The sequence below is a fragment of the Neobacillus terrae genome, from assembly GCF_011393025.1.
In the GTDB taxonomy this organism is placed as follows: Bacteria; Bacillota; Bacilli; order Bacillales; family Cytobacillaceae; genus Neobacillus_A; species Neobacillus_A terrae.
On the sequence record NZ_JAAOEO010000008.1, the window covers coordinates 20,818 to 47,358 of the forward strand.

A 26,541-nucleotide genomic window follows, 5' to 3' on the forward strand; every position below is an offset into this window, starting at 1 on the left:
ATGTAAGCAAAAAGAGCCAAAGCAATCATTGATTGCCTTAGCTCTTCATTTAAAGACCTAATTTCTTATGGATTTTTTGCTCGTAATTTTTAAATAGGGAAGAATTCGTTTGTGCACCTTTTTTGGACATCATACCATTGTAGCGATGTAGTTTCTGGTTCAGCCTTTTTTGGAGATTCTGCTTTTCTTCGGGATCCTGGCACTTTCTAATTAAATCTTCAATAGTCATCATTTCTTTTCTAACCTGTTTCTCTTCCTCGCTATATCCTGCATTTTTCAATAATTTGTATGCCATTCTTAGCTCTTCGGGAATTCCGGAAACATCTTCAAGAATTAGGGGTTTGCCGAAACCAGGAAGATTTTCAAACTCTCCGTCGTCGTAAGCCCTGCGAATTTTATCCTCAATGATATGTGTAAAATCCATTGCCATTCCTCCCCGCGATTTCAGCTTAAACACCATTGGTATCTATTTTAATTATACCAGCTATTTACCAGTTTCCCAAGCTGTATATCCCTGAGAGGATTCGTCCAATAAAAAGTTCAGATCTTCCCTATCATCTTTGGATCCCTTTTCAAACCCGGCTGGCCGGGCTGCCAATTTGCAGGCACCCCTTCCCCTGTTTTAATAGCATATTGCAGTCCTTCCAATAGCCTTATATGTTCTTCGAGATTACGGCCAACTTCCCTCGGATAAATAAACTTTGCTGTAATAATTAAATCAGGATTAATAAAAAAGGATCCACGAAAAGCAGCCCCAGACGTTTCATCCAGCACCCGGTATGCTTTGCTGATTTCCTGATTCCTGTCACTTAGAATGGGATAATGAACATCCTTCAGGGAAGGTGAGGTCTCCAAAAATACTTTATGAGAGAATACACTATCTGTACTTATAGCAAACACTTCGGTATTCAATGCTTTTAACCTGTTATGAACAACAGCGACCGCCGCTAATTCCGTTGGTCAAACAAATGTAAAATCAGAGGGATAAAAGAAAAGCAAAACCCATTTTCCTCTATAATCAGCAAGGCTGTACTTTTTTATCTGGCCTTCCAGTACACCATCTGCTGTAAATAATGGGGCTTTATCATCTCTGGTGGCATAAAAAAAGGATGGTCCCGCCGCCAGGTCACTGGCATATAATTCATCCGGCATAACTGCACTCCTTTCCCCTGGTTATATCTTTTATATAGATATGCATTTGCCCTATAAAAGGACCGTCATATTTCGCTAAGCATTGGGAAAGCTAAAGGTGAGGAAGAAAAGGCGCAAGCGCCCTGATCAGATAATGAAAGGCTAAAATCGCCACGTCCTGTGGCAACGCGCCTTCCTGACCCACTTCCTGTGGGTCTCCAACAGGCATAAGACGAATCACGCAGTCATCCTCGGAAAAGCTTAAAGCTTTTCCTTCGTGCGATGCGGATGCTTCCGAAGCGTTTCTTGTCCTGATTTCTGAAGTGATTTGGCTTATGACCCCGACGGGCTGGGTGCTGGAGCTAGATTACAATAACCTTGTTCGGAGTTATCCACTCGGAAAAAAATCTATAATTTCCTAAACGACAAGAAAGGAGGGGCCTCATGTCACGAGGAGTAAGTTTCAATCATAAAAAGAAGCATCATCCTGGAGATTTTCCGTCAGATGTCTTAACAGAAAAACATACCAAAGAGGCAGTCCATGACGAGGAATTTATCGTTACTCAAGAAGCCTTTAAAAACAGAGTAGAAGATGAAACAGAGGCGTGATATTCACGCCTCATTTTATTAACTGACAGGTTCCGTTAGGTTGTTCCACTCCATATTTTTGAGCCATTCAGAAACGGCTTCAATATCATTTGCAAAGATCCTGTCTTTCAAGATTTTTGGTACAACCAATCTGCCTCTTTCATAAAAGCTTTTGGTCAGTTCAGCCATTTTTTCAATCCCTCTAAATTCCACTGCCTCCAAAGCACAAATCAATTCAATTGCCAAAACTCTTCTCATGTTTTGAATAATCATATAAGCATGCCTTGCCGCAATGGTCCCCATGCTTACATGGTCTTCCTGGTTTGCCGAGGACGGGATTGAATCCACACTTGCAGGATGTGCTAGTGTCTTATTTTCCGAAACGAGCGAAGCAGCCGCATATTGCATAATCATTGCTCCAGATTGCAGTCCCGGCTCGGGGCTAAGAAATGGAGGCAAGTCATTAAGCTGAGGATTTACAAGCCGTTCAATGCGCCGTTCTGAAATATTTGCAAGCTCTGCCGCAGCAATTTTCATAAAATCCATAGCAAAGGCTATCGGCTGGCCATGAAAATTCCCACCTGAAATGACCTTTTCCCCATTATCAAAAATAAGCGGATTATCTGTTGCCGCATTCATTTCAATTTCAAGTTTTTCTTTTACATAGTCAAGAGCCTGCCACGAGGCCCCATGAACCTGTGGAATACATCTTAAGGAATAAGCATCCTGAACTCTTATTTCCCCTTGCTTTGTTGTTAATTGACTGCCTCTTAAATAATGGCGAATCCGTTCAGCTGTTTCAATTTGCTGCCGGTATCCCCTTGCAATGTGGATGTCCTCATCAAAGGCATCAATGATGCCTTTAAGGCCTTCAATAGTAATAGCTGCAATGATTTCACTTTGTCTGGCTGCCTGTTCTGCCTCAAGATAACCTATCACTCCCATTGCTGTCATAGCTTGGGTCCCGTTGATTAAAGCAAGCCCTTCTTTTGCTTCGAGTGTAACCGGGAATATACCTTCCTGCCTAAAAGCTTCCTCGGAATTTATTTTTTCCCCTTTGTAAAAAACTTTTCCCTCACCAATCAAAGTCAGCGCCAAGTGCGAAAGAGGCGCAAGATCACCGCTTGCTCCAAGTGATCCCTGCTGTGGAATTATTGGGATGATGTTTTTATTAACCATATCAAGGAGTCTTTCAATAATAACAGGACGCACTCCGGAATACCCCTTGAGCAGTGCATTTGCCCTAAGTAATAACATGGCCTTGGAAACCACTTCAGGGAACGGCTCCCCTACTCCACAGGCATGTGACCTGATTAGGTTCAGCTGTAAATCACGAACATTTTCCTGTTCAATAAGAACATCACTAAATTTGCCAAAACCCGTATTGATTCCATATACTACTTTTTTCTCTTGAACAATCCGTTCCACTGCATCCCTGCTCTTTTGAACATCATCCATACTATCCTGTGAAGCAGCAACTGGTTTATTTTGAAAAAGGATTTCCTTAACCTGTTCAAGTGACAATGTATTTCCAGTCAGAATAACCATATTTCTCACCTCTAACGCATTAGTAAAATAAAGAAAGAGGCTGGGTTTCAAATCGTTTAGATTTGAATCCCAGCCTCTTTTATGAAAAGTACCCCTATTGAACCTTTCATCTCCATCATCCCTATCCACCTGTAAATTTCTGAATTTACAAGTAATTATCTTTATTGTATGTTTAGCAAATTCTTTTTGTCAATAAAGACTTTTCCTTTATAACCTTTTAAACTGCCCGATTACAAAAATCACAAAATATCCGTTATACTGTAGGGAGGTTAATTTGCCTATTTGGAAAGGAGTCATTATGAAATCTCTTGTACTTGCAGAAAAACCGAGTGTTGCCCGGGAACTGGCACGTGTTCTCGGTTGCAGACAAACACATAAAAGTTATTTAGAAGGCGACCAGTATATTGTGACTTGGGCGCTTGGACATTTGATCGAGCTTAAAATGCCGGAGCATTATGATAATAAATATAAAACCTGGAATCTGGAGGACCTTCCGATCATTCCTCCTAAAATGGGGCTGCAGGTGATCAAGCAGACAAATCACCAATACAGAGCGATAGAAAGTTTGATGAAACGGAAAGACATTAAGGAGTGCATTATTGCCACCGATGCTGGCCGTGAGGGGGAGCTTGTAGCACGCTGGATTCTTGAAAAAGCGAATTGGAACAAGCCTATTAAGCGCCTGTGGATTTCCTCCCAAACCGATCGGGCTATTAAAGACGGCTTCCGGAATCTAAAACCGGGGAAAGAGTTTGATAATCTTTACCATTCAGCCGTGTGCCGGGCAGAGGCTGACTGGCTGATTGGATTGAATATTACAAGGGCTTTAACCACGAAATACAAAGATCCTCTTTCTGCAGGCCGTGTCCAGACACCAACTCTTGCTATGGTTATGGAGCGTGAAGCGCAAATACAGAAATTTACACCTAAAGAATATTGGACAATCAAAGCAGATATTGGTCCATTTACAGCTGATTGGGAAAAAAATAATGAGAAACGAATTTTCGATAAAGAAGCTGCAGAAAAAATTGTTGGGAATTTGCAAGGTGCTAAGGCTGTTATCGAGAAGATCGACCGAAAGAAAAAGAGTGAGCCGCAGCCACTGCCTTACGATTTAACCGAATTGCAAAGAGATGCAAATAAACGATTCGGATTTTCAGCTAAAAAGACTTTATCCACCCTGCAGAGGCTCTATGAACAATATAAAATTGTTACCTATCCTCGGACCGATTCCCGATATTTAACCTCTGACATGGAATCAACTATGCTCGACCGGCTTCAAGGAATGAGTTCAGGTTATAAAGAGGAAATCCGTCCGCTTATTGCTAATAAAGGGAAGGTACTAGGTAAGCGCGTATTTAATAATGAAAAAGTAACAGATCACCACGCGATTATTCCTACTGAAGAACGTCTGGTGCTTAGTGATTTGGATAATGATGAACGAAAGCTATATGACATGATTGCCCGCAGATTTCTGACTTTATTTTTGCCAGCCTATGAGTATGAAACTATACAGACCGTATTTAAGGCAGAGGGCGAAACATTTAAAGCAATTGAAACAGTTATTATTAATCCAGGCTTTAAACAGATATTGGGCAAAGAGGATGCTCCTCTTGAAAAGCAATCCATGCAAAAGCTTTCCCAGGGACAGTCTTTCAATATAAAAGAGCCTTCTCTCCAGCAAAAATGGACCGAACCTCCGACCCGTTATTCTGAAGCTGATATATTGGGACAAATGGAAAAGTTCGGGCTCGGAACACCGGCAACTAGAGCAGAGATTATTGAACGCCTAGTTGAAACCGAAGTGGTCGAGCGCAAAAACGGGCGTTTCCATCCTACTAAAAAAGGACAGCAGCTTATTGAATTGGTAAATGATGAGCTAACATCACCTGAACTTACAGCTAAATGGGAAAAGGAGCTTGAGTTAATTTCAAAGGGTAAAGCTGATCCTAAAGCATTTTCTAAAAAAATCAGGAAGCAGACAGAACAGCTTGTATCTGAAGTTAAAATCAGTGATAAGTCCTATCGTGCACATAATCTCACTGGCTCTAAATGTCCGGAATGCGACTCCTTCCTAAAAGAGAGAAATACAAAGGATGGAAAAATTCTAGTCTGTTCGAACCTTGAATGTTCCTATCGCAGACGGAAGGATCCAAAGCTGTCCAACCGCAGATGTCCGCAATGCCATAAGAAAATGGAGCTTCACGAAGGAAAAGCAGGAGTTTACTTCCAATGCCGCCGCTGTAACATTGTGGAAAAAGCGGAGGAAAAGAAGAAGGCGGTCAACAAGCGCGAAGAACGGAAGCTTGTCCATAAGTACACACAAAAAGAGGACTTTGGAACAAGCCTTGGCGATTTGCTGAAACAAGCATTAAATAAAGAAGACTAAAATGTTGTGAACCGGGCATATTGCCCGGTTTTTTTAATTGGATTCCAATTGAACTTCGTCCCCGTTTTGGTGTGCATTCCGATATAAATACGTGCATTTCCTCCTTGAAATCGTGCATTCCTTTTTCAACTCCGTGCATTTCCTTTCTGAAATCGTGCATTCTTTCCTCGATTTCGTGCATTTCTTCCTCGAAATCGTGCATTCTTTTCCTAAAATGATGAATTTCCCATTTAAATTTTAAAAATATCTTTCTCACAGTCTATTTTTAGTGTTTTTCCTGTAAAACTATCTTCATTTAATGAGTAGCTAGACGTTTTTACATAAATAAATTTCAAAAAAACATAAAGAATGTGAGATTTTGTTTGTTAAAGAAGCTTCCCCTTACAAGCTACTCACAAAATTCGAAAACTTTTAATTACCATTAAAAAGGACCAGTTTCTGGCCGGTACCCCACAATTTCGCTAGAAAAAAACATCTACCTCATTTTGTGAAACTTCACTTTTTCCTATCCCGTTCCCTTTCAGAACTCCTTCTAGCCAGCCTGTTTTCTCTTGTAAGTTCTTGATGTCCGATAGTATGATAGTTAGGCGTTATTTAAGTTTCAAGTTAGCTGTATGAAATGAGGATTTTTGATGAGAATTAGAGATTGGGATTCAAATTTAAAGGTTCGCCTTTTTGGCGAAGCGTTAATGAATATAACCTTTTGGATGTTTTTTCCGTTTTTGACGATTTATTTTTCCGATGAGTTTGGAAAAAACAAAGCCGGTTTATTGCTTATTTTTTCGCAGATCTTTTCCGTTTTTGCCAATCTGCTTGGGGGATATTGCGCTGACCGCTTTGGACGAAAAAGAATGATGGTTATCTCCTCTATTGGTCAAGGGTTAGCTTTCGCTGGATTTGGCTTGGCGAATTCCCCTTGGCTTCATGCCCCCTGGATCAGCTTTATCTGCTTCGCAGTTGCGGGAGTTTTTGGATCCATCTATTGGCCAGCAAGCCAGGCAATGGTTGCGGATGTAGTTGAGGAAAAGGACAGAAGCTCTGTTTTTGCCATATTTTATACTTCAATCAATATTGCTGTTGTCTGCGGTCCGATTTTGGGTGCCATCTTTTATGTCCGCTACCCTTTTCAAGTAATGCTCATTGCCGGAGTTGTTTGTATCCTCCTAGGTTTCGTTCTGACGAAGTGGACACGGGAAACCGTCCCAGCCATAAAAAAGGAATGGGACAATGAAGGAAAGTGGTATTACTTTTTACGAAATCAAATACGTGACTATGCTGTTATTATTAAAGATAAAACATTCCTATTGTTCATTATTGCAGGCGTAATTGCAGGCCAAACCTTTATGCAGCTGGATTTGCTTCTGCCTGTTTATATAAAAGACACCGTAGGAACTCAGACATTGTTATCTTTGGGACGCTGGTCATTTGAAGTAAAAGGGGCACAGGCATTTGGTATCGTTCTTTCAGAAAATGGATTGTTGGTCGCATTACTAACAGTCTATGTAACCAAATGGATGTTAAAATACAAAGAACGAAATGTTTTTGTTGCAGCCTCTCTTTTCTATGCTGCGGCTATCCTTTATTTCGGCCAAACCAAATGGATTTGGGGACTTATTTTTGCAATGGCATTGTTCACTTTCGGAGAATTAATGACCGCTGGTCTCCAGCAAAGCTTTGTTTCAAAGTTGGCGCCCAAGCATATGAGAGGCCAATACTTTGCTGCTGCGAGCCTTAGGTATACAATGGGAAGGACCATCGCTCCCCTATCCATTCCAATGACCACCTGGGTTGGATACCACTGGACATTCTTTGCACTATTTTTATTGTCACTGGCCAGTGCGGGAATTTATTGGTTCATGTTTATGATTTTTGAAAAGAATAGAAAAAAAGCAATGGGGCTGCAATAAGCCCTTTTTTTATTACATAGCTTCCGCGGTTGAATAGGTTTCTTTTTACAGATAAAAAAGATACAATTAAATATGAAAATTCCGTTAAAGGAGACAAAACAATGAGTGACTTTCAAAAGAACCTGGAAAAATACGCTGAGCTTGCCGTTAAGGTTGGCGTTAATGTTCAAAAAGGACAAACATTAGTAGTAAATACCACACTTGATGCAGCTGAATTTGTTCGTTTAGTCGTAAAAAAGGCATATGAAGCTGGTGCACAAAATGTGGTTGTGAACTGGAATGACGATACCGTCAATCGTACAAAATATGATCTTGCTCCAGAGGAAGCATTTACTGAGTACCCAGTTTGGCGTGCAAAAGAAACGGAAGAACTCGCTGAAAAAGGTGCAGCGTTTATGTCCATTGTTTCTTCAAGTCCCGACCTTCTCAAAGGGGTAAACCCAGAAAGAATCGCAACTTTCCAAAAAGCGGCTGGAAAAGCACTGTCTAAATATCGTCAATACATACAGTCAGATAAGGTTAGCTGGACCGTTATAGCTGCTCCTTCATCAGACTGGGCTGCAAAGGTTTTTCCTGAAGCTAATCAAGAAGAACAAGTCAGCAAGCTTTGGGATGCCATTTTTACAGCAACTCGTGTTTATCATGAGGATCCTGTAGAAGCATGGAAAAATCATGATAAAACTCTTCATGAAAAAGCTACCTACCTTAACGATAAACGTTACCAGAAGCTTGTTTACAAAGCTCCAGGTACTGATTTGACCATTGAACTTCCCAAAGGACATATCTGGGTTGGTGCAGGAAGCATAAATGAAAGCGGCCATGAATTTATGGCAAACATGCCAACCGAGGAAGTATTTACAGTTCCTTTAAAAACTGGTGTAAATGGAGTTGTTTCAAGCACCAAGCCACTCAGCTACGGTGGTAATATCATCGATAAGTTTTCCGTTACTTTTGAGAATGGCCGTATTGTAGATGTAAAAGCAGAAGCAGGAGAAGAAATTCTTAAAAGACTTGTTGAAACAGATGAGGGGTCTCATTATCTTGGAGAAGTTGCATTAGTCCCTTATAATTCTCCCATTTCTCAATCGAATGTATTATTCTTTAATACATTATTTGATGAAAACGCTTCGAACCACCTGGCAATTGGAAGCGCGTATGCTTTTTGTGTGGAAGGCGGCAAAAAAATGTCCTCTGTGGAACTAGAAAAAGCTGGCTTAAATCAAAGTCTTACACATGTGGACTTCATGATTGGCTCTGCTGAAATGGACATTGACGGAGTGACTGAAGACGGTACATCTGAAGCCATTTTCCGTAATGGAAGCTGGGCATTCTAAAAATTAATCAAACGTTTGATTAATTTTTTAAAGCGGCTTTGCCTGGCGTTTGGGCATATCCACCTCAACTCGGGCAAACACTTTATTAAGCGGTTATTGCTCTGGTAAGTTGTGCATTTAAGGATTAACTCGGGCATTTCCTTTGTGAAAACGTGCATTCTCTTTGTAAATTTGTGCATTTCCTTCGAAGATTCGTGCATTCTCTTTGTAAATTCGTGCATTCCCCATAGAAACCCGTGCATTTGCATGAAAACTATAGGGTATATTCCCTGTTTAGAGACAATATCTCCGTATAGAATCGTTATTTTTTATAAAAAAGATGACTCTTTTAAGGTAAAATACAAACTTTTCTTAGAAAATCTTGAATTTCATGGCTGATTCTTATAAAAATTAATTAAAGATACCTAAATGGGTATACACCATTCACATCAAAAAAAAGGCTTCCCGCCATGGGGAAGCCTCTTTTTCTATGGCTTATAAATGATAGTACCGTCTTTCTGGCTTGAAATTTGTTCACGCATTTTTTCTAGTTCTTTCATTGGATCACTGAGCAGCTTTTTGCCGAATATGTTTAACAGGCCCAGCGATTTCAGCAATGAATCGTCCCATTTTTTAATGGTATCCTTCAGGCTAGTTGTGCTGCACATATCCTCAAGTGTTTTTTTGTTGGCGATTGCACCATTAATTAACGTTAGAGCATTTTCCTTGGTGATTTGTCCGCCCGAGCTGCTGATTTGGCTGCAGGTTGCGTCAATTTTTTGCTGGGCTGTCTGAACAGTAGTGGTGACGACCTTCTGAGTCGTTTGTGTCGTCGTTTGAACCACTGGCTTTACTGTCTCCTGGACAGGCAGAGTAACTTTTTCAGCAGTCTTAGAAATTGGTTTGGTTACAGGGTCGAGCTTAGCTGCAGTCTCTCCAACTTTGTCTGTAACAGGTTTAACGACAGGATCAAGCTTTTTGACTGTGTCATTTACCTTATCTTTAACAGGGTCAAGTGGTTTCGTAACCTCTCCAATGGTATCTGTTACGGGCTTCAATGGCTTCGTAACTTCTCCGATAGTATCTGTCACTGGTTTCAATGGCTTCGTAACTTCTCCGATAGTATCTGTCACTGGTTTCAATGGCTTCGTAACTTCTCCGATGGTATCTGTTACTGGCTCCAGCGGTTTGGTCACCTCTCCAATAAAATCAGTAACTGGTACAAGTGGCTGGGTTATCGCTCCGATTGTTCCTTGGACAGGATTGGTTATAACATCTGCTATATCAATCGCTTTTTTAAGATCCTGGTCCAGTTTAGCAGTATCTCCAATAGAACCTTCTTTTGCAGGATCATCACAAGTTAGTGGGAGATGGCTGCTGTTTATATTCTTAATCTCGCTGTCTATTTGATTAGCAGGCAGACCGGCAAGTTCCTTTAGAATTTTAACGGTGTCCGGTTTATCAGGGCCAACACTTCCTGATACCGTTTCCAATTTTAGTTGATCGATATTACTATCCACCGAGTTCATATAGTGGGCAACCATAACTACATTATTCATGCCCGCTTCCGGCTCAGGCATCAACGCCTTTATACAAGCTCCCTGAAAAGTGATTGCAGAGGTGTCCACAGTCATCCCCTTTACGGTAACCGGACCCGAAGCTTTTAAGCTAATACTAATAGGTCCGTTTTCAGTTTGGATTTTCTTGGTCAGCCTCATTCCATAGATAGTTGCAGATTTATATTGGAATCGAAGCATAGGTTTTCCGCTCGAAGAAGATGTTTCCTGTCTTATAATGGTGGCACTCATTCCACTTCCGACCACCCTGTCCGCCTGGATGATAAACCCATCTGATGCCTGGACAGCCGCCTTCACGGAAGTGCCCATTGAAAAAGCGGTGAGGAATAATAGCTGGACACAAATGCCGAACAGAAACCCTTTGTTTTTTATTATTTGCCTCCACATATACCTATCTCCTTTAACCAGTGTGAGCCGTAGTCTTAGAGATTTTGGCAGACGGCTGCTTCTCTGGAACTGCTTCAGCCGCAGGCACCAGCCTCCAGGCAATCAGCAGTGAACCGCCTATAATTCCAAAGAGAGTACCAAAGAGAAATCCTCCCAGTGCTCCAATAACCGATAGAACAGATAAAAAGATAGTAAAAATCCCAAGCAGCTTTGAAGAATTGGGAAAAAAGAGTGCCAGGATTCCAATTAAGGTAATCAGCCCTCCAAACAGAAGGCCAATCACTGCCATTGAACCGGGCAGGAACGCGCTTAGGTAAAGGTTCGTTGGAACCCAGAGAATCATCAGGCCACTAATAATAGTAATTAACGCTCCCCATAATGGCCGGGTTTTCCTCCATTTTTTCTTTCCCATCTATTAGTTCTTCCCTTCTATTTTTTAATCCGTTCGACTGTCAGTTTCATTCCGTTCATACTCATAGTTTTTTGAAATAAATAATGTGTTTTGAGCTTGGCCTTTTCTAAAGTAATATTTGAAGATGTTTGCTGGAATTGTTTTGTCCAATCGTCATTTTTCTTTTCCTGCAAAGTTAGGTTTTGGAATTTGGCATTCGCTTCAATAAGCCCGGCATCCTGCTGGAGTCCCGTGATTTGTACTGGCTGTGATGACACTATATTTACTCGAATCCATTGTCCGCCTACCTGAAAATCTTTGTATAAGTGCAAATTATTAATTGTGAGATTATCAATTAAATTTGTTCCTTGGGGAGCAGAAGTTTCACGGCTTGTTTCTCCCATTTTAGGATAAAATTTATAACCGGTTCCTACCAATTTATCAAACTCAACATAGAAGTCCCCTACTCCTGCAATTGGAACTGCATACGCTACCCCGGAAAGGCCAAATGTTACTAAAAGAAGCCCAAGCAGGAGCACACCACTTGCCAGCGATGACCAAAACACCTTCTTATTTGTTGAACCCTCAACCAACTGAATCACATTTTCCATTTTTGTCCTCCTTTTACTATTTTAAATTTTTTGAAAATTACCTTTTTATTAACATTACCCTGCTTTCTTTAAAACTACTACTACGGAAAATATCGTGAAAATAGTTTACCCCCCGTCACTTGTCGGGTAAATAAAATTACTGCTACACTCATATCCAGAAAAAGGTAATCGTATCTTTTGATAACAGTCAAAAGGTAAATAAGGAGGAAGGAAATGGAACGGAAAGTTGAACAGCTGGTCATGCAGGGAATTTCTATATTAGCAACATTAGAAAAACCCTTTATGAAAGATTGGAATTTAATCTTTTCCACCTTGAAAAAACGCAATTATTCCTTAGTAAGTGAATTAAACATGCTCCTTCGTTTTGGATTTCAACAGCTTTCAAAAAAGCCGCCAGAGAACGCTGACTCCTTTATTTTTTCTTTAATGGCAGAATGGAGAAAGAACTTTTCGATTCATTCTCAGGATGTTGAAGCTTTTTTTCTCGTAACCTTAATTGAAAACCTATTCCATAAATGTCTGGCTGACAGACCAGGTACAACTTTTCTTCAGCATCAGGCTATTCAGTCCTTTTTTTCTCGTACTCTCGATCAGGTATTATTAGAACAGGACACGGAGGATCATATAGAAAAATGGGCAAAGATGATCATAGCAACAAATATCATCCCTATGAAGTGGCTTGCAGTAGTAAAGGAAGATCGAAGTGATATAAGAGTAGAAAAGGTCGTTTGTTCAAATGATTATCCTGTTCCTCAACCATTAATTGATATGTGTACTGGTCTTAAAGCTGGTGAAATGAACGTCCTTACGGTTGCTGTTTCCAGACTTCTTGACCCACTAGCGGGAGATTCTAATGTTATTAAGATACCTTGCTTGAATGACACTCTTCTTATGTGTGTACAGGATTCTGCCACAGAGGTTTCCAGCCAGCAAATGGAATTCGTCAGTAGAATGTATCTTCGACAGAGAAAACTTCATCAGCTTGAAGCAAAAATGGAATGGAAAGATGCCGCTCTTCTATTTTTACAGCGGTTAGTAGGTGTGCAGGATGCAGAATCTGTATTAGAAGCCATAACTGAAGGGCTCACAGATTATATGCCCTTTAAACGCTGCTCCCTCTATTTATACTCACCGGATGAACGGAAGAAAAAGGGGCAGTACGTAAACGAAGATGGCTTTTCTCTTCCTCTATCAAAAGATTATCTGGATGCTTTGACCCATGCTCAGCCACTTTATTTTTCGAATGCTTCCGCAGCCTTGCCTGAAACATATATACAGGAACATAGAATGAAATCACTTGTTATTCTCCCGCTATTTTTCCAATCAAAAAACCAGCTGCTCGGGCTGGCTCTTCTCGATCAGGGTGAAGCTTCGGAATTTGGGGTAAGCCACCAAACGTTAACCGGACTAATAAAATTTGGCCAGTTTGCTGGTGAAACTCTCTATCCCTATTGGAGAGAAGCTCTTCATTTGTTTGGTAAGCAAAAGGGCCTTTTATCAGAAAGAGAAAAAGAAGTTTTGAAACTGATGGCCGAAGGGCTATCAATCAATGAAGCTGCAAAACAGCTTCATCTAAGCAGCTATACGGTCCGCGATTATGTATCTTCTATTATTCAAAAACTCGATGCAAAAAATCGAACCGACGCTGCAGTTAAAGCCTTAAAAATGAAGCTAATTTCATAGAAAATCGCAAGCGCCCGTTCAGTGAAGAAAATGCTCTAAATAAACTTCCTGGAGAACCTTCTTTGAATAAACACCACGCATCTTTGCGACACGCCGTACACTAGCTTCTTTGAATAGACTTGGGGCCCAGGAGCAAAGTATCTTATCCATTAAATAAAGCAGCTGCCCATTTGGGAAGCTGCTTTTGTTTTTATCTATTATCTACTTTTTCAGGATACAAGTCGTGGTTCATTAAACGGTATTCAGCCATTTGTTCATATTTCGTGCCAGGCTTACCGTGGTTTGTGTAAGGGTCGATGGAAATACCGCCTCTTGGCGTAAATTTCCCCCATACTTCAATATATCTAGGATCCATTAGCTTGATTAAGTCGTTCATGATGATATTCATGCAGTCTTCGTGGAAATCACCGTGATTCCTAAAGCTGAAAAGATATAATTTTAATGATTTGCTTTCTACCATTTTTTTATCAGGGATATAGCTGATGTAAATGGTGGCAAAATCAGGCTGTCCTGTTTTTGGGCAAAGGCTTGTAAATTCCGGAAAGTTCATTTTAACAAAATAATCCCGGTTTCCATGCTTATTTTCAAATGCTTCGAGTACATCAGGTGTGTAATCGAATAAGTATTTAGTGCCCTGATTCCCTAGAAGCGTAACGCCTTCCAGTTCTTCATCTGTTCTTCCTGCCATTATAATTGCCTCCTTATAGTAAAACCGCATGAACAAAAGGAACAGGCATTCCAAACAAGAATTAATTCCTGTTAAAGAATAAAGCAGCCATACCCTAAGGACATGGCTGTTATTTTCCATTCCATAGTTTTTTATAGAGGGTATCAGCTATGAACCTCTTGTCTGTACGGTATAATGAAATTTTATGTCATAGTAAATATAGTGAAAAAAAGGATAGGTGTCAACATCCCAATTCTGGAATTCCCAGCTAAACCCTGCTTGCAAAAAGCGTCTATTCAAGGTTAGAATTTTCTTTTAGAGTCTTTTTTGCTTGTGGTTAGGAGGATTTATCAAATGCAAATGTGGAATGAATTTAAAAAGTTTGCCGTCAAAGGGAATGTTATCGACCTGGCTGTCGGAGTTATTATTGGCGGTGCTTTCGGAAAAATTGTTACTTCTCTTGTGAATGATATGCTTTTGCCGATAATAGGATTATTAATGGGAGGAATAGATTTATCTGATAAGTCATTTAAAGTTGGTAAGGCAGTGGTAGCTTACGGCAACTTTTTTCAGACTGTAGTCAACTTTTTCATTATTTCCTTTTCTGTTTTTGTTATGGTAAGGTTCCTGCAGCATTTTAAAAGAAAAGAAGAAGAAAAGAAGGATTTAATCGTTATTGATAAAAAAGAAGAGCTATTAATGGAAATAAGAGATCTTTTAAAACAAAAAGAAAATGAAACCTCCCGTCCATCTTATCCGTATGATAAAGAGTAGGATGCAGCAGCTGATGTTTTGCTGGTCTGCAGCCTTATAAATTAACACGAGGTGGAAAAAATGTACGCAACACAAACATCCAATCAATACATGCCTTCGGTTTTAAGGACCTTTTCCTTGTCTCTTGCCTTTGCTATTCTTGGTACTGCAGCAGGTGTTTATGTTCCGGCGGGGTTATTCTTGCCGCTTGCCATTCTGGAAACTGTGCTTCTTATTTTCGCCTTCTTTTTACGGCGCAGGAAAGCTGTTTCCTACACTTTTGTATATAGCTTTACTTTTCTTTCAGGGGTTACAACCTATCCAATTGTGAGCCATTATATTGCAGCTTCTGGGGCTAACACCGTCTTTCTGGCTCTTGCCACAACATTGACTGTTTTCTCTGGTCTGGCTATTTACGCTACTAAATCCAAAAGGAATTTTTCTTTCCTTGGCGGCATGCTGATGGCAGCCCTGCTTGCACTAATTGCTATATCGATTTTCTCAATCTTTTGGCCTCTAAGTTCTACTGGGATGCTGGCCTACTCCTTTATAGGAGTTTTGGTATTCAGCGGCTATGTTTTATTTGATATCAGCCGAATGAAGCATTATGGAATAAGAGCTGAAGAAGTTCCCTTAATGGCATTAAGCCTTTACTTGGACTTTGTCAACCTGTTTATCAGCCTGCTTCGTATTTTCGGGATTTTTTCAAGCAAAGATTAAGAAAAGCGGAAGCGCCCGTTAGCAAAGCAGCTGCTTCTGTAAACATCGTTATTATTTCTGCTTTAAATAGATTGGGCTGAAGCTCGATAATTTGTCTATTATACTTTCCTCATTTTTTAAAACGGACAGCTCCAGCTGTCCGTTTTATTAGTTGTATTGCACTTCCCTTTCTTTATATACTTTCTTCACCTTATACATATTCCGGTCTGCCTCTATTACTTTTTCATTCCATTCAGATGCTGATTTCAATAATGACTCCCAAGGGCAGAATTAAATCAATTACTGCCTGGAAAAATTATTCGAGGTAATTTCTATTTAAAGTCCCTTTCAATCCATCAAAATAACTTAATCTTATCAGTTTTTTCTCTTGTTCTTTTTGTTGTGTTACATCCTGATCTATCTTCCACGGGACTATAAATGTACTTTTCCAGAATGTTGATGAATTAAAAATGAAGAAATTGGCTTGCGGGTTTTTTTTCACGCTATTAAGGGTACATATAAAAGATAGAGACAACCATACTATAAAAATGAAGGAGGAAGGATAAATTTATGAAGTATTCAAAGACCGTAACCTATGTATTGGCCGGAGCAGGAATTGGAGCATTAATCATGCTTGCACGGAGACAAAATAAGGTAGACCTACAAGGAATGGTGCAAACGGTTAAAAATAAGTTCTCTCCTTCCAAAGCCTATAGTCTTCCGGTTGAAAAAGCCGGGCTTTCCGACCCAATGGATATAGATGATAATAAAATGGTCAGTGAAGGATCACAATATGGGGTCCACTATTACAATCAAAAAGAACAAGATGATGCCTAAGGAGTTCTTTTCCTTAGGTTTTTATTGTTTAAAGCGATAAATTGGCGTTGGATGCCAATGGAGGACCTATATGGATTATTTGTTTATTCTCATATATATTGTCATTATTTTAGCCGTTATTGAAATCAATGTAATTATTTTTACTCTTACTGGCCTTGAAAGACATATTTCAAGGTTTCAGGTTATTTCCATGCTAACCGGCACAGGCTTTACAACCGGCGAATCAGAATTGATTATCTCCCATCCGGTCAGAAGAAAATTGGGAGCTTTCTTAATTCTATTTGGAGCCTTTTCCTTGGCAGTTATCATCTCAGCAATTAGCAATATTCTGGCAAAAAACTTTTTGACAAAAGAGATTGCCTATGGCGCCGGGGTGCTGATATTTATCTCCCTTTTCTTAAGAATTCCAGCCCTTCAAAAAATTCTCTCAAAGAAACTGCAGGAAGAAATGGAGAAAAAATATAATCTCGAGGACCTGCCTGTTAGTGATGTCTTCCTTACAGGAGAAGATGACTTATTTGTGGAAATCCCCATCCATCATGATTCTTCCTATATCGGAAAAACCTTAAGAGACTCAATAAAAAAGTTTGCTACAGAAGATATGAATATAATTTTTATCAAGCGCGGGGAGGATGTCGTCATTCGAAAAGAAAAACTGGATACGAAACTGGTTGAAGGTGACCAGCTGATTATTTATGGAGATAAAACCATTTTAAAACAGGCCTTTGAAAAAGAAATTGAGGCAAAGGAAAAAAAAATCACAAATGCTGAAAATATTAAAACTGGACATTTATAAAGTGGTCATCCCACTATTGAATAAGCTCCCGGGCAGTCCGGGAGCTTTCTTTATTCTATTAACGAATTTTTAAAAGCATATATCACTGCCTGTGTCCGGTCCTGAACCTGAAGTTTGCTGAGGATATTGCTCACGTGAGTCTTTACGGTTTTTAGAGCAATGAAGAGTTGGTCTGCTATTTCCTGATTAGTTTTTCCCTGTGCCAATAAAAGCAAGATTTCTAATTCCCTGCTGGTTAGTTCTTCGTGTGGCAGGTGCTGATTTTTTTGCCGCATCTTCATCATCATTTTGCCAGTTACCTCAGGTTCCAATACGGATTGCCCATGGTATGTTGAGCGCACCGCATTGGCTATTTCACCTGCCTTTGAGGTTTTTAGCATATAGCTGGTCGCTCCGGCTTCTAGAGCAGGATAAACCTTTTCATCGTCAAGAAAGCTTGTCACAATAATAATCTTTGCTTCTGGCCATTGATCGATTATTTTTCTAGTGGCTTCTATACCATCCATCTCTTTCATAACCAAATCCATTAATATGATATCCGGGCGAAGTTCCAGTGCCAGCTCTGCACCTCGCTGTCCATTGTCGGCTTCGCCTACGACTTCGATATCAGGCTGAGCCGATAAATAGGCTGATACCCCGATTCTCACCATTTCATGGTCATCCACAAATAGCACTCTAATCATTCGCATTCCCCCCGTTTTCTATTGACGGAACCTTTACCTCAAGCCTTGTTCCTTTATTTTTCACGCTTACAACCTTAAGAGTTCCGCCTACTTCCACTGCCCGTTCATGCATATTTTGCATGCCGTAGGAGCCTGCTTTTCCCTCTTCTGCTTCAAATCCTATTCCATCATCAACAATGCGCATAATAATAAGGTCATCCCGCTTAATTAATAAAACCTCTAGTTTTTGAGCCTTGGCATGCCTTAATGTATTGGAAACAGACTCCTGCAAAATACGGAATAGATGATCCTCTATTCCTTTATCGAGGGAGAACGTTTCAACTTTCCACTGGATATTCATGCTAACCTTTTGGGATAATTCGATAAGCAGTTCTTCAATTCCTTCCTGAAGCGTTTTGTCTTTTAAGGCAACTGGACGAAGATGAAGAAGCAGTGCCCGCATTTCCAGCTGCGACTGGTTGATCATTTCCTCCACCATTTTCATTTGCCTTGTCTCTTTATTGTCTGAAGATGATTTTGAATCATTGATAGCCGAGATCATCATGCTGGCTGCAAACAGCTGCTGGCTGACGGAATCATGGAGTTCCCGAGCAAGCCGATTTCGCTCCTGCGAGACAATTTCCTGAATTCTGCTTTCTGTATCCTCTGCCTTTTGTGTCGCAAGCCGCTGGGAAAGAATCGTTTGCTCGGCTATCTGCCTTCCTATTTTTTCAATTCGGGATGTGATAGACTGCATTTCGGTAAGTGCTGGTAATTCTTTCAATTCAGAATGACGGCCTTCCTCTAACAAATGAAGTGAATGGTCAGTGAGCTGAAGCTGCTTTCTCCAATATAAACCTGAAGCAATTCCAAAAAGAATTCCAATCCCAACACTCGCAACCGGTACAAAAATAACAAAAGGTATGTTCATCAAATGCCGGTCCCATAAATCTGCCCAATCCTGTAAAGGAAATACCATAATATAAGCAGCAGAAAAAACAAGGGCAAGCACGAACGCAAAGCTGGCAGCCCAGATAATTTGACGCTGAACTGTACTCATATTCGGGTTACCTCAAGGTTTCCGGCCGCCATTAATGTCATAATTTTAATTTTCTGCTCGGCCTTCTCAAAACCTGGTGTCTGGATTTGATAGACTTGATTAAACGTTTTGTTTTCCTGAATTCCAAAGATTGATGTAGAGCCAGCAATAACGGAATGATGAATACTGACTTCTGTTTCATAAGGTACCAGGATCTTTATATTTCCTATTAAATTACGAATAAAAACGACCGTTTCACCCTTTGGCAAAACAGTATAGCTGAAATCTACTATAGTATCACCTACACCAGCCTGAATGTTGATATCGTTCCATTCATAAGCATGCTGCGGTGTTTTTTGCTGTCCAAAAAATATATTCTCAAAAAGAGGCTTGCTTCTAAGGATTGGTTCATCTGATGAATAATTGTCTTTCGAAAGAATCTCAGGTACAACTATTTTAGGATTCTTTTTTGTTTGAAAATACTGGATGAAAAAGTGAATTAATATAGCTGCCAAAAAGAACTTAAAGGTAATCATATTAAAAACACTAATACCCGTTATAATGATGCCGCCCCAAAATAGTAACTTTCCTTTTCTTTTTGGAGCCCTTTTCATTCCTAAATAAATCATAAATCCGGAAATTAACAGGGAAAAGATAAGCCCGCTGTTAAAAAAGAAAACTTCCAAGAATAAAAGAAGAATGCCGGCTATCACAATCCAGCTTGGATAATCATTCTTTAATTTATTCAGCATTGGCCATTCCCTCCCCCTAAAATAATTAATTTTTAATAGAAAAATTGTTATACAGTTTGCAGCTGCCATTTATGCTAAAAAGGCGCAGCTGTCCACACCTTTTTAGCATACCATGTTTTGTTTATGAAATGGACTTGCTTTCTTCAAATTTCAACTCTTTTTCCAGCTGTGCAATCCGTTCATCAATGGTGTCTCGGTAATGCGAGCGGGTCACTTGTTTTTCAAGACGTTCCAGGTAGCTTTCAATTTCTTCAAACCTTGAAAAGGACTTTTCGGAATAGGAATTTTGGTCAAGCACTTTATTAATACGATTATAGGCATTGGAAACATTTTCTCGGCCCATGAGTTCCATACGGCGGATTTGCATATCCTTTAATTTATGTGCCATCTCACCGTATTTTCTTTCAAGCCCTGTAAGCTGTTCTTTCGCCTGCTGCACCGCCTTACTTAAATGGCTGGCCCGGTCCGTGTATTGCTGGTATTCACTTAAAGCAAATTCATAAAGACCTGTTTCACCAGCCTGTGAAGCAATTTCACTTTGGTGCTTGCGCTTTTCTGCCAGCTCTGCAGCTTGGCGGTTCTCTTTACTAAATTCTTCGATTAATGAATGCTGTCGTTCAACCAGCTTTCTGACCTTCTCTGTTTCCTGTTCACATTGGCGAAGATATTGATTTAGCAGTGTAATAGGATTTTTCTTTTCCTTTTGGTCCAGCGCTTCATGCAAATCAGCAGTAATTGAATTTTTGATTCGTGTAAATAAGTTTGTCATGATTATCTCTCCTCTTAATTCATTTTTGATTAATGATTTTTCAATTCATTCCATTGCTTTTCAAAGTTCATAAATGGATCATTTTCTCCCTTTACTCTGTAGGACTTCTCATTCCATTTCTTATAAACAAGGTAGAGAACATAAGCTGCAATGGCACCAATTATAGCTGGTGCATTGTGCAATGATGCCATCAGAACTATAAAACCAAGAATCCCCATTCCAACTTTTCCTTTTTTTGTTTCTGCCTTTAAGAACTGCTTCAAAATAAAGTACAGGATGACAAGGCTGACTGCGAGCCCTATCATTGGCCCAATGGTTGATAATAAAACCATTGCAGCTATACCTCCGGCAACAAGCAAACCAAATTTTTTCATGTTTTCTTATCTCCTTTCGTTATCTTGATTTCATCTTACCTTTATTTCATTTCTCCTATAACGTGCTCCAGCCAGATTTTCAAATAGGACCTGAGACGTAGAAAAGGTCAGCCCTTTATGGACTGACCCCTGATTATGAAGCAAGAAATGACCTTATTCCTCATTTATTTGGAAATAAACATTTGTGACCAGTAGTATCTTTGTGATCCGCCTTTTGCATAACCGACACCAATCCTGGTATAGCTTCGGCTTAAAATATTAGCTCTGTGGCCAGGACTGTTCATCCACGCTTGTACTACCTGTTGCGGGGTTGATTGACCTGCGGCAATATTTTCGCCGGCCGCTTTGTAGACAATTCCGAAATTCCGCATCATAGCAAACGGATCGCCATATGTAGGGCTGGTATGAGAGAAATAGTTTTTATCCCTCATATCATTAGCCTTATAGCGGGCTACCCTTGAAAGTTCCCAATCAGCTGTAAGCGCCGGAAGGCCATTTTTAGCCCGCTCCTGGTTGGTTAGTTGAATGACCTGTTGTTCCACACTTTTCACTGCGTCAAAGTTTGGAATGTTTACCTTTTCACCGGGATAAATCAAGTTTGGATTCTTAAACTGCGGGTTTGCCTGAATAATTTCCGTAATCCCAACCTGAAATCTGACAGCGATTTTCCACAATGAGTCCCCTTGCTGTACAGTATAGATTTGCTGGGCAAATGAGATTCCAGGCATACAAAATAGTGACAGCAGGAATAAGAAACTAAACAGGTAAGATTTTTTCACTTTTACGCACCTCCGAATATATATTTTTGCTTAAAGGTGAAAAATATACATTCTCCTATTATTTTTTGCTTTGGCAATAAAACTTCACAAAAATATTGAAAAAGAAGGGTTAAGCCTACATCTGGGCGGGAAACTGTAAAGAAGATGGCGGAGGGTCCTGTAAGGCCCCGCCGAAAAAAAAGTTGGAGGATATATGATGGAGCACGTTTCATGGATGACTTATATTATGCTAATCTTAGCAAGCTATCGATTAACACATCTAATTGTTTTTGATAAAATTACAGAGTTTATCCGAAGGCCTTTTATGAAAAAAATACAGGTTCAAACAGAAAATGGGACCAAGTCAAAAGAAGTTCCTGCATCCATGTTTGGTTACCTATTAAAATGTTATTGGTGTGCCGGAATTTGGAGCGCCACATTTCTTGGTGGTTTATACCTCCTTTTTCCAAAAGCCGCTTTCATCCTTATACTTATCCTATCAATCGCGGGCGGACAATCGATTCTTGAAACCTTTGTAGGAGTTAACATTAAGAAGGTCGATTATTATTCCCATCAGATTAATCATAAAGAAAAATAAAAGCACGCGCGAAGCGTGCTTTTATTTTTAATCCCTATTGCTTTCTGTCTTGATTAAATCCCATGGACTGATAATACCTATTGGTTTTTCCTTTTCCGATCCTTGCGGGGTGATAATAACTGCTTCAAGCTTGGCCCCTTTTTCCATTCGTTCCTCAAATAAATCCTCAAGTTCAAATATAGTCATTTTTTTCGAGACAAATTTAACTGTATTAGTGTTCTCATAAGGCCTGACATCCTTAATCTTTTGGCCTTTTAAATAAATTGTATTTCCTTTAAGGCGGTTTGTAAAATAGCTTCTTATACCGCTTTCAGTCATTAAAAACGAAAACTGTTCCCCATTATAGATTGGAAACTGAGTAAAGGGATGTTTCTCCATATCCATTAAGACATCTTTGAGTTCCTCCTCAGCCTGATAGCTTTTAACCTTATCAGAAGCAATCGAAACAACAGATGGAGGAGTGGATAAAAATCTAGCAATCGTTTCTATTTGTTCGACCACTTCCGTATGCGGTTCAGCAATATAAAAATTCTCTCTGCTTTTTTCGTGTACCAAAGCATTTCGAAGGCGGGCGTAGCTTTTTAAATCATCAAAATAACGTCGTATGGATGTATGCTCGTTCCTCGCTTTATGAAGAAGATCCAAAAAATGATCGTTGTCAGTATTTTTAACTACTTTTTTTAGTTCTTCGTGGATCTGATTAAATGCAATTTCAAATCTTTCGGATTTTTCTCTTTGACGGTCAAATTTCTTAGACTCTTGTACATTCTGAACCATTGGTTATCCTCCCTTTATAAAAGAGCAAGATTTAAAGCTTCCTGTGCTCCTTTCACTAGTTCAGTGTCATTGAGATCAGCACCGTATAAAAGTAAAAGCAGCGAGGTATAAATAGCCTTAAATCTGGCAAGCTCCTGTGTTTCAAAGTCAACAGATCCGTATATATTAAAAAATTGTCTTCGCCCCTCAACAGGGAAAAAGCTATACACAATTGATAAATCTACAGCGGGGTGGCCAATATGAGTATCTCCCCAATCTATTACTCCAGACATTTCCCCTTTACTATCCAATATGAGGTTCCTGAAGTGCATATCTCCATGTACCAGTTTATAAATAGGAGCAATTTCAATATCTTTAAGCGATTCTGCATACTCTATTAATCGGGCATGGTCATTGGTTAGCCCTCCATCTACTGCTTTTTTAATATTTTCCTGCAGCCTGTTTTTTCTTCCGGCAATACTGAGACGTCCTAGCTCATCATATGGAACACCAGCCGCTTTTGCATTTTCAAGTGGAAAAGCATGCAGGTTTTTCAGAAAAGTGGCAAGCGGTTCAATCGACTGCATACGCTTTTCTGGGGATAGAGCAGCTGGGGTGATACCATTTACCAAACTATAACCGATAAACATCCAAGGAAAGTCTTTTCCCGGTTTTCCTATAAAAATAGGAACAGGAATTGGGGTATCGACGGCTTCCGCCAACATAGGCAATAGCTTGCTCTCTGTTTCAAGCAGTTTAACTGCAATCGTCCTTCGAGGAAAACGGAAAACGTATTGTTTATTTACCATAAAAACCGTGTTATCGAAACCTTCTCCCAATTTGGTAATTTCTACATGAGAAAGTTCAGGAAATTGTTTTGAAATTAAAAAAGCCGCCTCTTCATTGGTCATAATGCGTTCAGGTGCCCATATTTCTGCCAATCGAATACCCCCAAATAAGAATCAGTTTTGTGTGATTTATTTTACCAAAGAAGGGAATATTAACAAATATTCTGGGTTTAAACTGGGGAAGATACAGCATTTATAAGGAGGATTCGTTTTGAGTACATCTGACCAACATCAAAAATTCCCAAGAACTTACTGGAGAGAAATAGGTTTTCCATCCTTCGGAAAGCTTTCTGAAGATATAACTGTAGACATTGCAATTGTTGGTGCTGGTATTACCGGGATCACTGCAGCTTATTTACTTGCAAAGGAAGGAGTAAAGGTCTCTATTATAGAGGCCGGAGGGGTTCTTAACGGTACAACCGGCCATACAACTGCAAAAATAACTGCCCAGCATGGCCTGTTTTATGATGAGCTTATAAGTCACTTCGGAGAGGACAAAGCCTGGCAGTATTATGAATCAAATATTAGTGCCCTTGAGTTTATCCAGCAAACCTCCAAAGAGCTGGACATTGATTGTGATTTTAGCCAGCAGGATGCCTGTATCTACTCTACAACAGACCAATATGCTGAAAAAATTGATAAAGAATGGAATGCCTATAAAACGCTTGGCATAGATGGCTATATGGCTGAAACCATTCCATTTCCCATTGAAATCAAAAATGCTCTTTATATGAGGAATCAAGGACAATACCATCCTTTAAAGTTTATGAAGGGCCTTTTAAACGAGGCCGTTAAAATGGGCTGTCAGGTTTATGAAAACACTACTGCCATGGAAATTGGGGATATTGAAAGCAGCCGGCCAATGGTCGTTACAAAGGATGGCCATAGGGTGTCAGCAAGGAAAGTCATCATTGCCTCCCACTTCCCTTTCTTTGATGGAATGGGGATGTATTTTGCCCGGATGTATGCGGAAAGGTCATATGCGATTGGTGTTAAAACTGACCAGGAATACCCCGGCGGAATGTATATCAGCGCAGACGATCCTTCCCGCTCCTTCCGTTATACACCATACGGGCAAAATGGGGAGAAATTACTGATTATTGGTGGCGAAAACCATAGAACTGGTACAGGACAGGACACTCTTACTCACTATAATGCTTTACAGCAGTTTACCAAAGATACTTTTGGAATAGACAGCTATTCCTACAGATGGTCAGCCCAGGATCTAAAAACACTGGATAAAGTACCATATATAGGCCATATCACTGACAATAAAGAAAATATTCTTGTTGCAACTGGTTATAAGAAATGGGGAATGACAACAGGAATTCTGGCAGGCCAAATTTTATCAGACTTTGCCATGGACCGTGAAAATCCCTATAAAGAACTATACACTCCATCAAGGTTTAAAGCCGACCCAAGCCTGCAAAAAGCAGTATCCTATAATGCCACTGTAGCGGGACATTTATTAAAAGGAAAGCTTGAGCTTGTGCCAAAGGATCCGGGGGATTTAAAAAATGGCGAAGGCTCCGTTGTCATGCATAACGGAAAAAGAGCCGGCGGGTATAGAGATGAAAACGGAAAACTATATCTTGTGGATACAACCTGTACTCATTTGGGCTGTGAATGCGAATGGAACCATGCGGAAAAGACATGGGACTGCCCTTGCCATGGCTCGCGTTTCGCTTACTCCGGAGAAGTAGTCGAAGGCCCGGCGCTCGTGTCATTAAAAAATCCTTTAGAAGAGGATTAATGAATAAAAAAACAGCCAAAATATGCTCTGGCTGTTTTTTTAATTATTGCTTTATATCAACCCAACTTTGATAGTGATGAATAGCAAAGAGATAATTATAACCGGAATAAGCATTTTGGACCTTACCTAATTCCGTATTCATAAATGCTTCACCTTCTTCATAAAAGGTTACCTGGCTGCCCTCTGAAGTTTGTCCTGTTTCCACACCGATAGCAATGGTTTTTCCAAGGGTAGAGGCGATTTGCATCTCATTTTTAACGAGTGCTATAATTCCATTCGTACCTTCAGCGAAATCACGGTAAGCCATGACTGTTGGTATATCTGTATTTTGGATAACCCATTTCGCAAGGGAGCCTTTTCCATATTTATTGGAATAGCTCTGTTCATCAAACCAGAATGGGATATCTGCACCTATAACTATCCCTTGTTGTTTTGCGAAGTTCTTTGCTTTAGTTAATGCTGTCTGATAATCCAAAACAGTACCTTTATAGTTAGAGTTCCAGCCTTTGTACAAATATGGTTCAACATCTAGATGAATTCCAGTAAACCTTTGTGATGACGACGTCTGGCGCTGATAATTTTGCACCCAGTTTAAAAATGTATCCATCTTCGTCATCCCAGCTGATGAGGCCCAATCAGGTGCTCCATCAAGTGCATGAACCTGAATATTATTAGCCGAAGCTTTCCCGATAAAAGACTGGTAATAGCTAAACGGCATACTTTGGTCAACCTGGAGATAAACCTGTTTAACACCTTTTTGCTGCAAAAATAAAAGAATAGCGTCAGGCTGTGTTTTAATTAGTGAGGTATTCCAAAGCCATGTAGACCGGGGCACTTCCTGCATGGCAGATGCCTTAGAATGAAATGAGGAAAAATCAAATCCAAAAATAATCATAACTATAGCAAATAACCCTAGCACTTTCTTAATACTTTTCATATTCTCCACTCCTAATTG

Annotated in this window: 27 protein-coding genes; 11 read left to right on the forward strand and 16 right to left on the reverse strand. The window is 39.9% G+C overall.

The features are described 5' to 3' along the window. Positions 1 to 49: 49 nt before the first annotated feature. The gene (locus G8761_RS12965) at positions 50 to 424 is read right to left on the reverse strand and encodes a DnaJ family domain-containing protein (protein WP_166027318.1); all 375 of its coding nucleotides are present in this window, start codon (positions 422 to 424) and stop codon (positions 50 to 52) included. Between the two features lie 116 nt (positions 425 to 540). Then, positions 541 to 1,152, reverse strand: coding sequence for a peroxiredoxin (locus tag G8761_RS27185; RefSeq protein WP_243450011.1), 612 nt, complete (start codon positions 1,150 to 1,152; stop codon positions 541 to 543). 423 nt (positions 1,153 to 1,575) lie between these two features. On the opposite strand from G8761_RS27185, the gene G8761_RS12980 reads away from it, so the two are divergent. Further along, positions 1,576 to 1,740 carry a hypothetical protein gene (locus G8761_RS12980; protein ID WP_166027324.1) on the forward strand — a complete coding sequence of 55 codons (165 nt, stop codon included), beginning with the start codon at positions 1,576 to 1,578 and terminating at the stop codon, positions 1,738 to 1,740. Between the two features lie 18 nt (positions 1,741 to 1,758). Here the strand turns inward: G8761_RS12980 and hutH are convergent, their stop codons facing one another. Then, complete coding sequence (hutH, locus tag G8761_RS12985; RefSeq protein ID WP_166027326.1) at positions 1,759 to 3,267, reverse strand: histidine ammonia-lyase; 1,509 nt, start codon at positions 3,265 to 3,267, stop codon at positions 1,759 to 1,761. A 298-nt stretch (positions 3,268 to 3,565) separates the two neighbouring features. Between hutH and G8761_RS12990 the strand changes: the two genes are divergently transcribed. The 3 genes from G8761_RS12990 (at position 3,566) to G8761_RS13000 (ending at position 8,897) form a co-directional block, all read left to right on the forward strand. Then, on the forward strand, positions 3,566 to 5,656 hold the full coding sequence (locus G8761_RS12990) for a DNA topoisomerase III (protein ID WP_166027657.1): 2,091 nt from the start codon (positions 3,566 to 3,568) through the stop codon (positions 5,654 to 5,656). Between the two features lie 632 nt (positions 5,657 to 6,288). After that, positions 6,289 to 7,563 (forward strand): MDR family MFS transporter, encoded by a 1,275-nt coding sequence (locus tag G8761_RS12995; protein ID WP_166027328.1) that lies wholly within the window; start codon positions 6,289 to 6,291, stop codon positions 7,561 to 7,563. Between the two features lie 101 nt (positions 7,564 to 7,664). Then, the gene (locus G8761_RS13000) at positions 7,665 to 8,897 is read left to right on the forward strand and encodes an aminopeptidase (protein WP_166027329.1); all 1,233 of its coding nucleotides are present in this window, start codon (positions 7,665 to 7,667) and stop codon (positions 8,895 to 8,897) included. 467 nt (positions 8,898 to 9,364) lie between these two features. Here the strand turns inward: G8761_RS13000 and G8761_RS13005 are convergent, their stop codons facing one another. From G8761_RS13005 to G8761_RS13015, 3 genes are read right to left on the reverse strand one after another with little or no spacing between them, the layout of a single operon-like run. Next, positions 9,365 to 10,840: a hypothetical protein gene (locus G8761_RS13005; protein ID WP_166027331.1), complete on the reverse strand. Its 1,476-nt coding sequence runs from the start codon at positions 10,838 to 10,840 to the stop codon at positions 9,365 to 9,367. Positions 10,841 to 10,853: 13 nt separating this feature from the next. Next, positions 10,854 to 11,252 (reverse strand): DUF6114 domain-containing protein, encoded by a 399-nt coding sequence (locus tag G8761_RS13010; RefSeq protein ID WP_166027333.1) that lies wholly within the window; start codon positions 11,250 to 11,252, stop codon positions 10,854 to 10,856. Positions 11,253 to 11,269: 17 nt separating this feature from the next. Then, the gene (locus G8761_RS13015) at positions 11,270 to 11,842 is read right to left on the reverse strand and encodes a DUF6230 family protein (protein WP_166027335.1); all 573 of its coding nucleotides are present in this window, start codon (positions 11,840 to 11,842) and stop codon (positions 11,270 to 11,272) included. A gap of 213 nt (positions 11,843 to 12,055) precedes the next feature. Here G8761_RS13015 and G8761_RS13020 point away from each other — a divergent pair, with 213 nt between their 5' ends. After that, on the forward strand, positions 12,056 to 13,525 hold the full coding sequence (locus tag G8761_RS13020) for a LuxR C-terminal-related transcriptional regulator (RefSeq protein ID WP_166027338.1): 1,470 nt from the start codon (positions 12,056 to 12,058) through the stop codon (positions 13,523 to 13,525). 190 nt (positions 13,526 to 13,715) lie between these two features. On the opposite strand, the gene queF is transcribed toward G8761_RS13020, so the two are convergent. Continuing rightward, a complete protein-coding gene (gene queF / locus G8761_RS13025) occupies positions 13,716 to 14,213 on the reverse strand; it encodes a preQ(1) synthase (RefSeq protein WP_166027340.1) in 498 nt (165 codons plus the stop codon). A gap of 339 nt (positions 14,214 to 14,552) precedes the next feature. On the opposite strand from queF, the gene mscL reads away from it, so the two are divergent. From mscL to G8761_RS13045, 4 genes are all read left to right on the forward strand, one after another. Continuing rightward, positions 14,553 to 14,966, forward strand: coding sequence for a large conductance mechanosensitive channel protein MscL (mscL, locus tag G8761_RS13030; RefSeq protein ID WP_166027659.1), 414 nt, complete (start codon positions 14,553 to 14,555; stop codon positions 14,964 to 14,966). A 60-nt stretch (positions 14,967 to 15,026) separates the two neighbouring features. Continuing rightward, on the forward strand, positions 15,027 to 15,665 hold the full coding sequence (locus tag G8761_RS13035) for a Bax inhibitor-1/YccA family protein (RefSeq protein WP_166027342.1): 639 nt from the start codon (positions 15,027 to 15,029) through the stop codon (positions 15,663 to 15,665). A gap of 549 nt (positions 15,666 to 16,214) precedes the next feature. Beyond that, a complete protein-coding gene (locus tag G8761_RS13040; protein ID WP_166027344.1) occupies positions 16,215 to 16,481 on the forward strand; it encodes a hypothetical protein in 267 nt (88 codons plus the stop codon). A 70-nt stretch (positions 16,482 to 16,551) separates the two neighbouring features. Next, the gene (locus G8761_RS13045; protein WP_166027346.1) at positions 16,552 to 17,277 is read left to right on the forward strand and encodes a TrkA C-terminal domain-containing protein; all 726 of its coding nucleotides are present in this window, start codon (positions 16,552 to 16,554) and stop codon (positions 17,275 to 17,277) included. Positions 17,278 to 17,327: 50 nt separating this feature from the next. Here G8761_RS13045 and G8761_RS13050 read toward each other — a convergent pair whose 3' ends face one another. From G8761_RS13050 to safA, 6 genes are all read right to left on the reverse strand, one after another. Beyond that, positions 17,328 to 17,960, reverse strand: coding sequence for a response regulator transcription factor (locus G8761_RS13050; RefSeq protein WP_166027348.1), 633 nt, complete (start codon positions 17,958 to 17,960; stop codon positions 17,328 to 17,330). Continuing rightward, a complete protein-coding gene (locus tag G8761_RS13055) occupies positions 17,953 to 18,999 on the reverse strand; it encodes a sensor histidine kinase (RefSeq protein WP_166027350.1) in 1,047 nt (348 codons plus the stop codon). Before G8761_RS13055 ends, G8761_RS13050 begins: the two co-directional genes overlap by 8 nt. Then, a complete protein-coding gene (gene liaF / locus G8761_RS13060; protein WP_166027352.1) occupies positions 18,996 to 19,730 on the reverse strand; it encodes a cell wall-active antibiotics response protein LiaF in 735 nt (244 codons plus the stop codon). The genes G8761_RS13055 and liaF overlap by 4 nt, the downstream gene beginning before the upstream one ends. 121 nt (positions 19,731 to 19,851) lie before the next feature. Beyond that, positions 19,852 to 20,499 carry a PspA/IM30 family protein gene (locus G8761_RS13065; RefSeq protein ID WP_166027354.1) on the reverse strand — a complete coding sequence of 216 codons (648 nt, stop codon included), beginning with the start codon at positions 20,497 to 20,499 and terminating at the stop codon, positions 19,852 to 19,854. Between the two features lie 29 nt (positions 20,500 to 20,528). After that, positions 20,529 to 20,873, reverse strand: a complete 345-nt coding sequence (locus G8761_RS13070) for a lmo0954 family membrane protein (protein ID WP_166027356.1) — start codon at positions 20,871 to 20,873, stop codon at positions 20,529 to 20,531. A 164-nt stretch (positions 20,874 to 21,037) separates the two neighbouring features. Continuing rightward, on the reverse strand, positions 21,038 to 21,601 hold the full coding sequence (gene safA / locus G8761_RS13075; RefSeq protein WP_166027661.1) for a SafA/ExsA family spore coat assembly protein: 564 nt from the start codon (positions 21,599 to 21,601) through the stop codon (positions 21,038 to 21,040). A 247-nt stretch (positions 21,602 to 21,848) separates the two neighbouring features. On the opposite strand from safA, the gene G8761_RS13080 reads away from it, so the two are divergent. After that, on the forward strand, positions 21,849 to 22,229 hold the full coding sequence (locus G8761_RS13080) for a DUF1360 domain-containing protein (protein ID WP_207789213.1): 381 nt from the start codon (positions 21,849 to 21,851) through the stop codon (positions 22,227 to 22,229). Between the two features lie 27 nt (positions 22,230 to 22,256). Here the strand turns inward: G8761_RS13080 and G8761_RS13085 are convergent, their stop codons facing one another. Continuing rightward, on the reverse strand, positions 22,257 to 23,006 hold the full coding sequence (locus tag G8761_RS13085) for a hypothetical protein (RefSeq protein ID WP_166027360.1): 750 nt from the start codon (positions 23,004 to 23,006) through the stop codon (positions 22,257 to 22,259). A gap of 14 nt (positions 23,007 to 23,020) precedes the next feature. Beyond that, on the reverse strand, positions 23,021 to 23,926 hold the full coding sequence (locus G8761_RS13090; RefSeq protein ID WP_166027362.1) for a phosphotransferase: 906 nt from the start codon (positions 23,924 to 23,926) through the stop codon (positions 23,021 to 23,023). A 118-nt stretch (positions 23,927 to 24,044) separates the two neighbouring features. Between G8761_RS13090 and G8761_RS13095 the strand changes: the two genes are divergently transcribed. Beyond that, a complete protein-coding gene (locus G8761_RS13095) occupies positions 24,045 to 25,586 on the forward strand; it encodes an FAD-dependent oxidoreductase (RefSeq protein ID WP_166027364.1) in 1,542 nt (513 codons plus the stop codon). A gap of 43 nt (positions 25,587 to 25,629) precedes the next feature. Here the strand turns inward: G8761_RS13095 and G8761_RS13100 are convergent, their stop codons facing one another. Continuing rightward, a complete protein-coding gene (locus tag G8761_RS13100; RefSeq protein WP_166027366.1) occupies positions 25,630 to 26,523 on the reverse strand; it encodes an amidase in 894 nt (297 codons plus the stop codon). Positions 26,524 to 26,541: the final 18 nt, after the last annotated feature.

Excerpts from the sequence above, each read along its gene's own strand:
- G8761_RS12965 (WP_166027318.1), bottom strand. The coding sequence starts at position 424 with ATGGATTTTACACATATCATTGAGGATAAAATTCGCAGGGCTTACGAC.
- G8761_RS12980 (WP_166027324.1), top strand. The coding sequence starts at position 1,576 with ATGTCACGAGGAGTAAGTTTCAATCATAAAAAGAAGCATCATCCTGGA.
- hutH (WP_166027326.1), bottom strand. The coding sequence starts at position 3,267 with ATGGTTATTCTGACTGGAAATACATTGTCACTTGAACAGGTTAAGGAA.
- G8761_RS12990 (WP_166027657.1), top strand. The coding sequence starts at position 3,566 with ATGAAATCTCTTGTACTTGCAGAAAAACCGAGTGTTGCCCGGGAACTG.
- G8761_RS12995 (WP_166027328.1), top strand. The coding sequence starts at position 6,289 with ATGAGAATTAGAGATTGGGATTCAAATTTAAAGGTTCGCCTTTTTGGC.
- G8761_RS13000 (WP_166027329.1), top strand. The coding sequence starts at position 7,665 with ATGAGTGACTTTCAAAAGAACCTGGAAAAATACGCTGAGCTTGCCGTT.
- G8761_RS13005 (WP_166027331.1), bottom strand. The coding sequence starts at position 10,840 with ATGTGGAGGCAAATAATAAAAAACAAAGGGTTTCTGTTCGGCATTTGT.
- G8761_RS13010 (WP_166027333.1), bottom strand. The coding sequence starts at position 11,252 with ATGGGAAAGAAAAAATGGAGGAAAACCCGGCCATTATGGGGAGCGTTA.
- G8761_RS13015 (WP_166027335.1), bottom strand. The coding sequence starts at position 11,842 with ATGGAAAATGTGATTCAGTTGGTTGAGGGTTCAACAAATAAGAAGGTG.
- G8761_RS13020 (WP_166027338.1), top strand. The coding sequence starts at position 12,056 with ATGGAACGGAAAGTTGAACAGCTGGTCATGCAGGGAATTTCTATATTA.
- queF (WP_166027340.1), bottom strand. The coding sequence starts at position 14,213 with ATGGCAGGAAGAACAGATGAAGAACTGGAAGGCGTTACGCTTCTAGGG.
- mscL (WP_166027659.1), top strand. The coding sequence starts at position 14,553 with ATGTGGAATGAATTTAAAAAGTTTGCCGTCAAAGGGAATGTTATCGAC.
- G8761_RS13035 (WP_166027342.1), top strand. The coding sequence starts at position 15,027 with ATGTACGCAACACAAACATCCAATCAATACATGCCTTCGGTTTTAAGG.
- G8761_RS13040 (WP_166027344.1), top strand. The coding sequence starts at position 16,215 with ATGAAGTATTCAAAGACCGTAACCTATGTATTGGCCGGAGCAGGAATT.
- G8761_RS13045 (WP_166027346.1), top strand. The coding sequence starts at position 16,552 with ATGGATTATTTGTTTATTCTCATATATATTGTCATTATTTTAGCCGTT.
- G8761_RS13050 (WP_166027348.1), bottom strand. The coding sequence starts at position 17,960 with ATGATTAGAGTGCTATTTGTGGATGACCATGAAATGGTGAGAATCGGG.
- G8761_RS13055 (WP_166027350.1), bottom strand. The coding sequence starts at position 18,999 with ATGAGTACAGTTCAGCGTCAAATTATCTGGGCTGCCAGCTTTGCGTTC.
- liaF (WP_166027352.1), bottom strand. The coding sequence starts at position 19,730 with ATGCTGAATAAATTAAAGAATGATTATCCAAGCTGGATTGTGATAGCC.
- G8761_RS13065 (WP_166027354.1), bottom strand. The coding sequence starts at position 20,499 with ATGACAAACTTATTTACACGAATCAAAAATTCAATTACTGCTGATTTG.
- G8761_RS13070 (WP_166027356.1), bottom strand. The coding sequence starts at position 20,873 with ATGAAAAAATTTGGTTTGCTTGTTGCCGGAGGTATAGCTGCAATGGTT.
- safA (WP_166027661.1), bottom strand. The coding sequence starts at position 21,601 with ATGCCTGGAATCTCATTTGCCCAGCAAATCTATACTGTACAGCAAGGG.
- G8761_RS13080 (WP_207789213.1), top strand. The coding sequence starts at position 21,849 with ATGGAGCACGTTTCATGGATGACTTATATTATGCTAATCTTAGCAAGC.
- G8761_RS13085 (WP_166027360.1), bottom strand. The coding sequence starts at position 23,006 with ATGGTTCAGAATGTACAAGAGTCTAAGAAATTTGACCGTCAAAGAGAA.
- G8761_RS13100 (WP_166027366.1), bottom strand. The coding sequence starts at position 26,523 with ATGAAAAGTATTAAGAAAGTGCTAGGGTTATTTGCTATAGTTATGATT.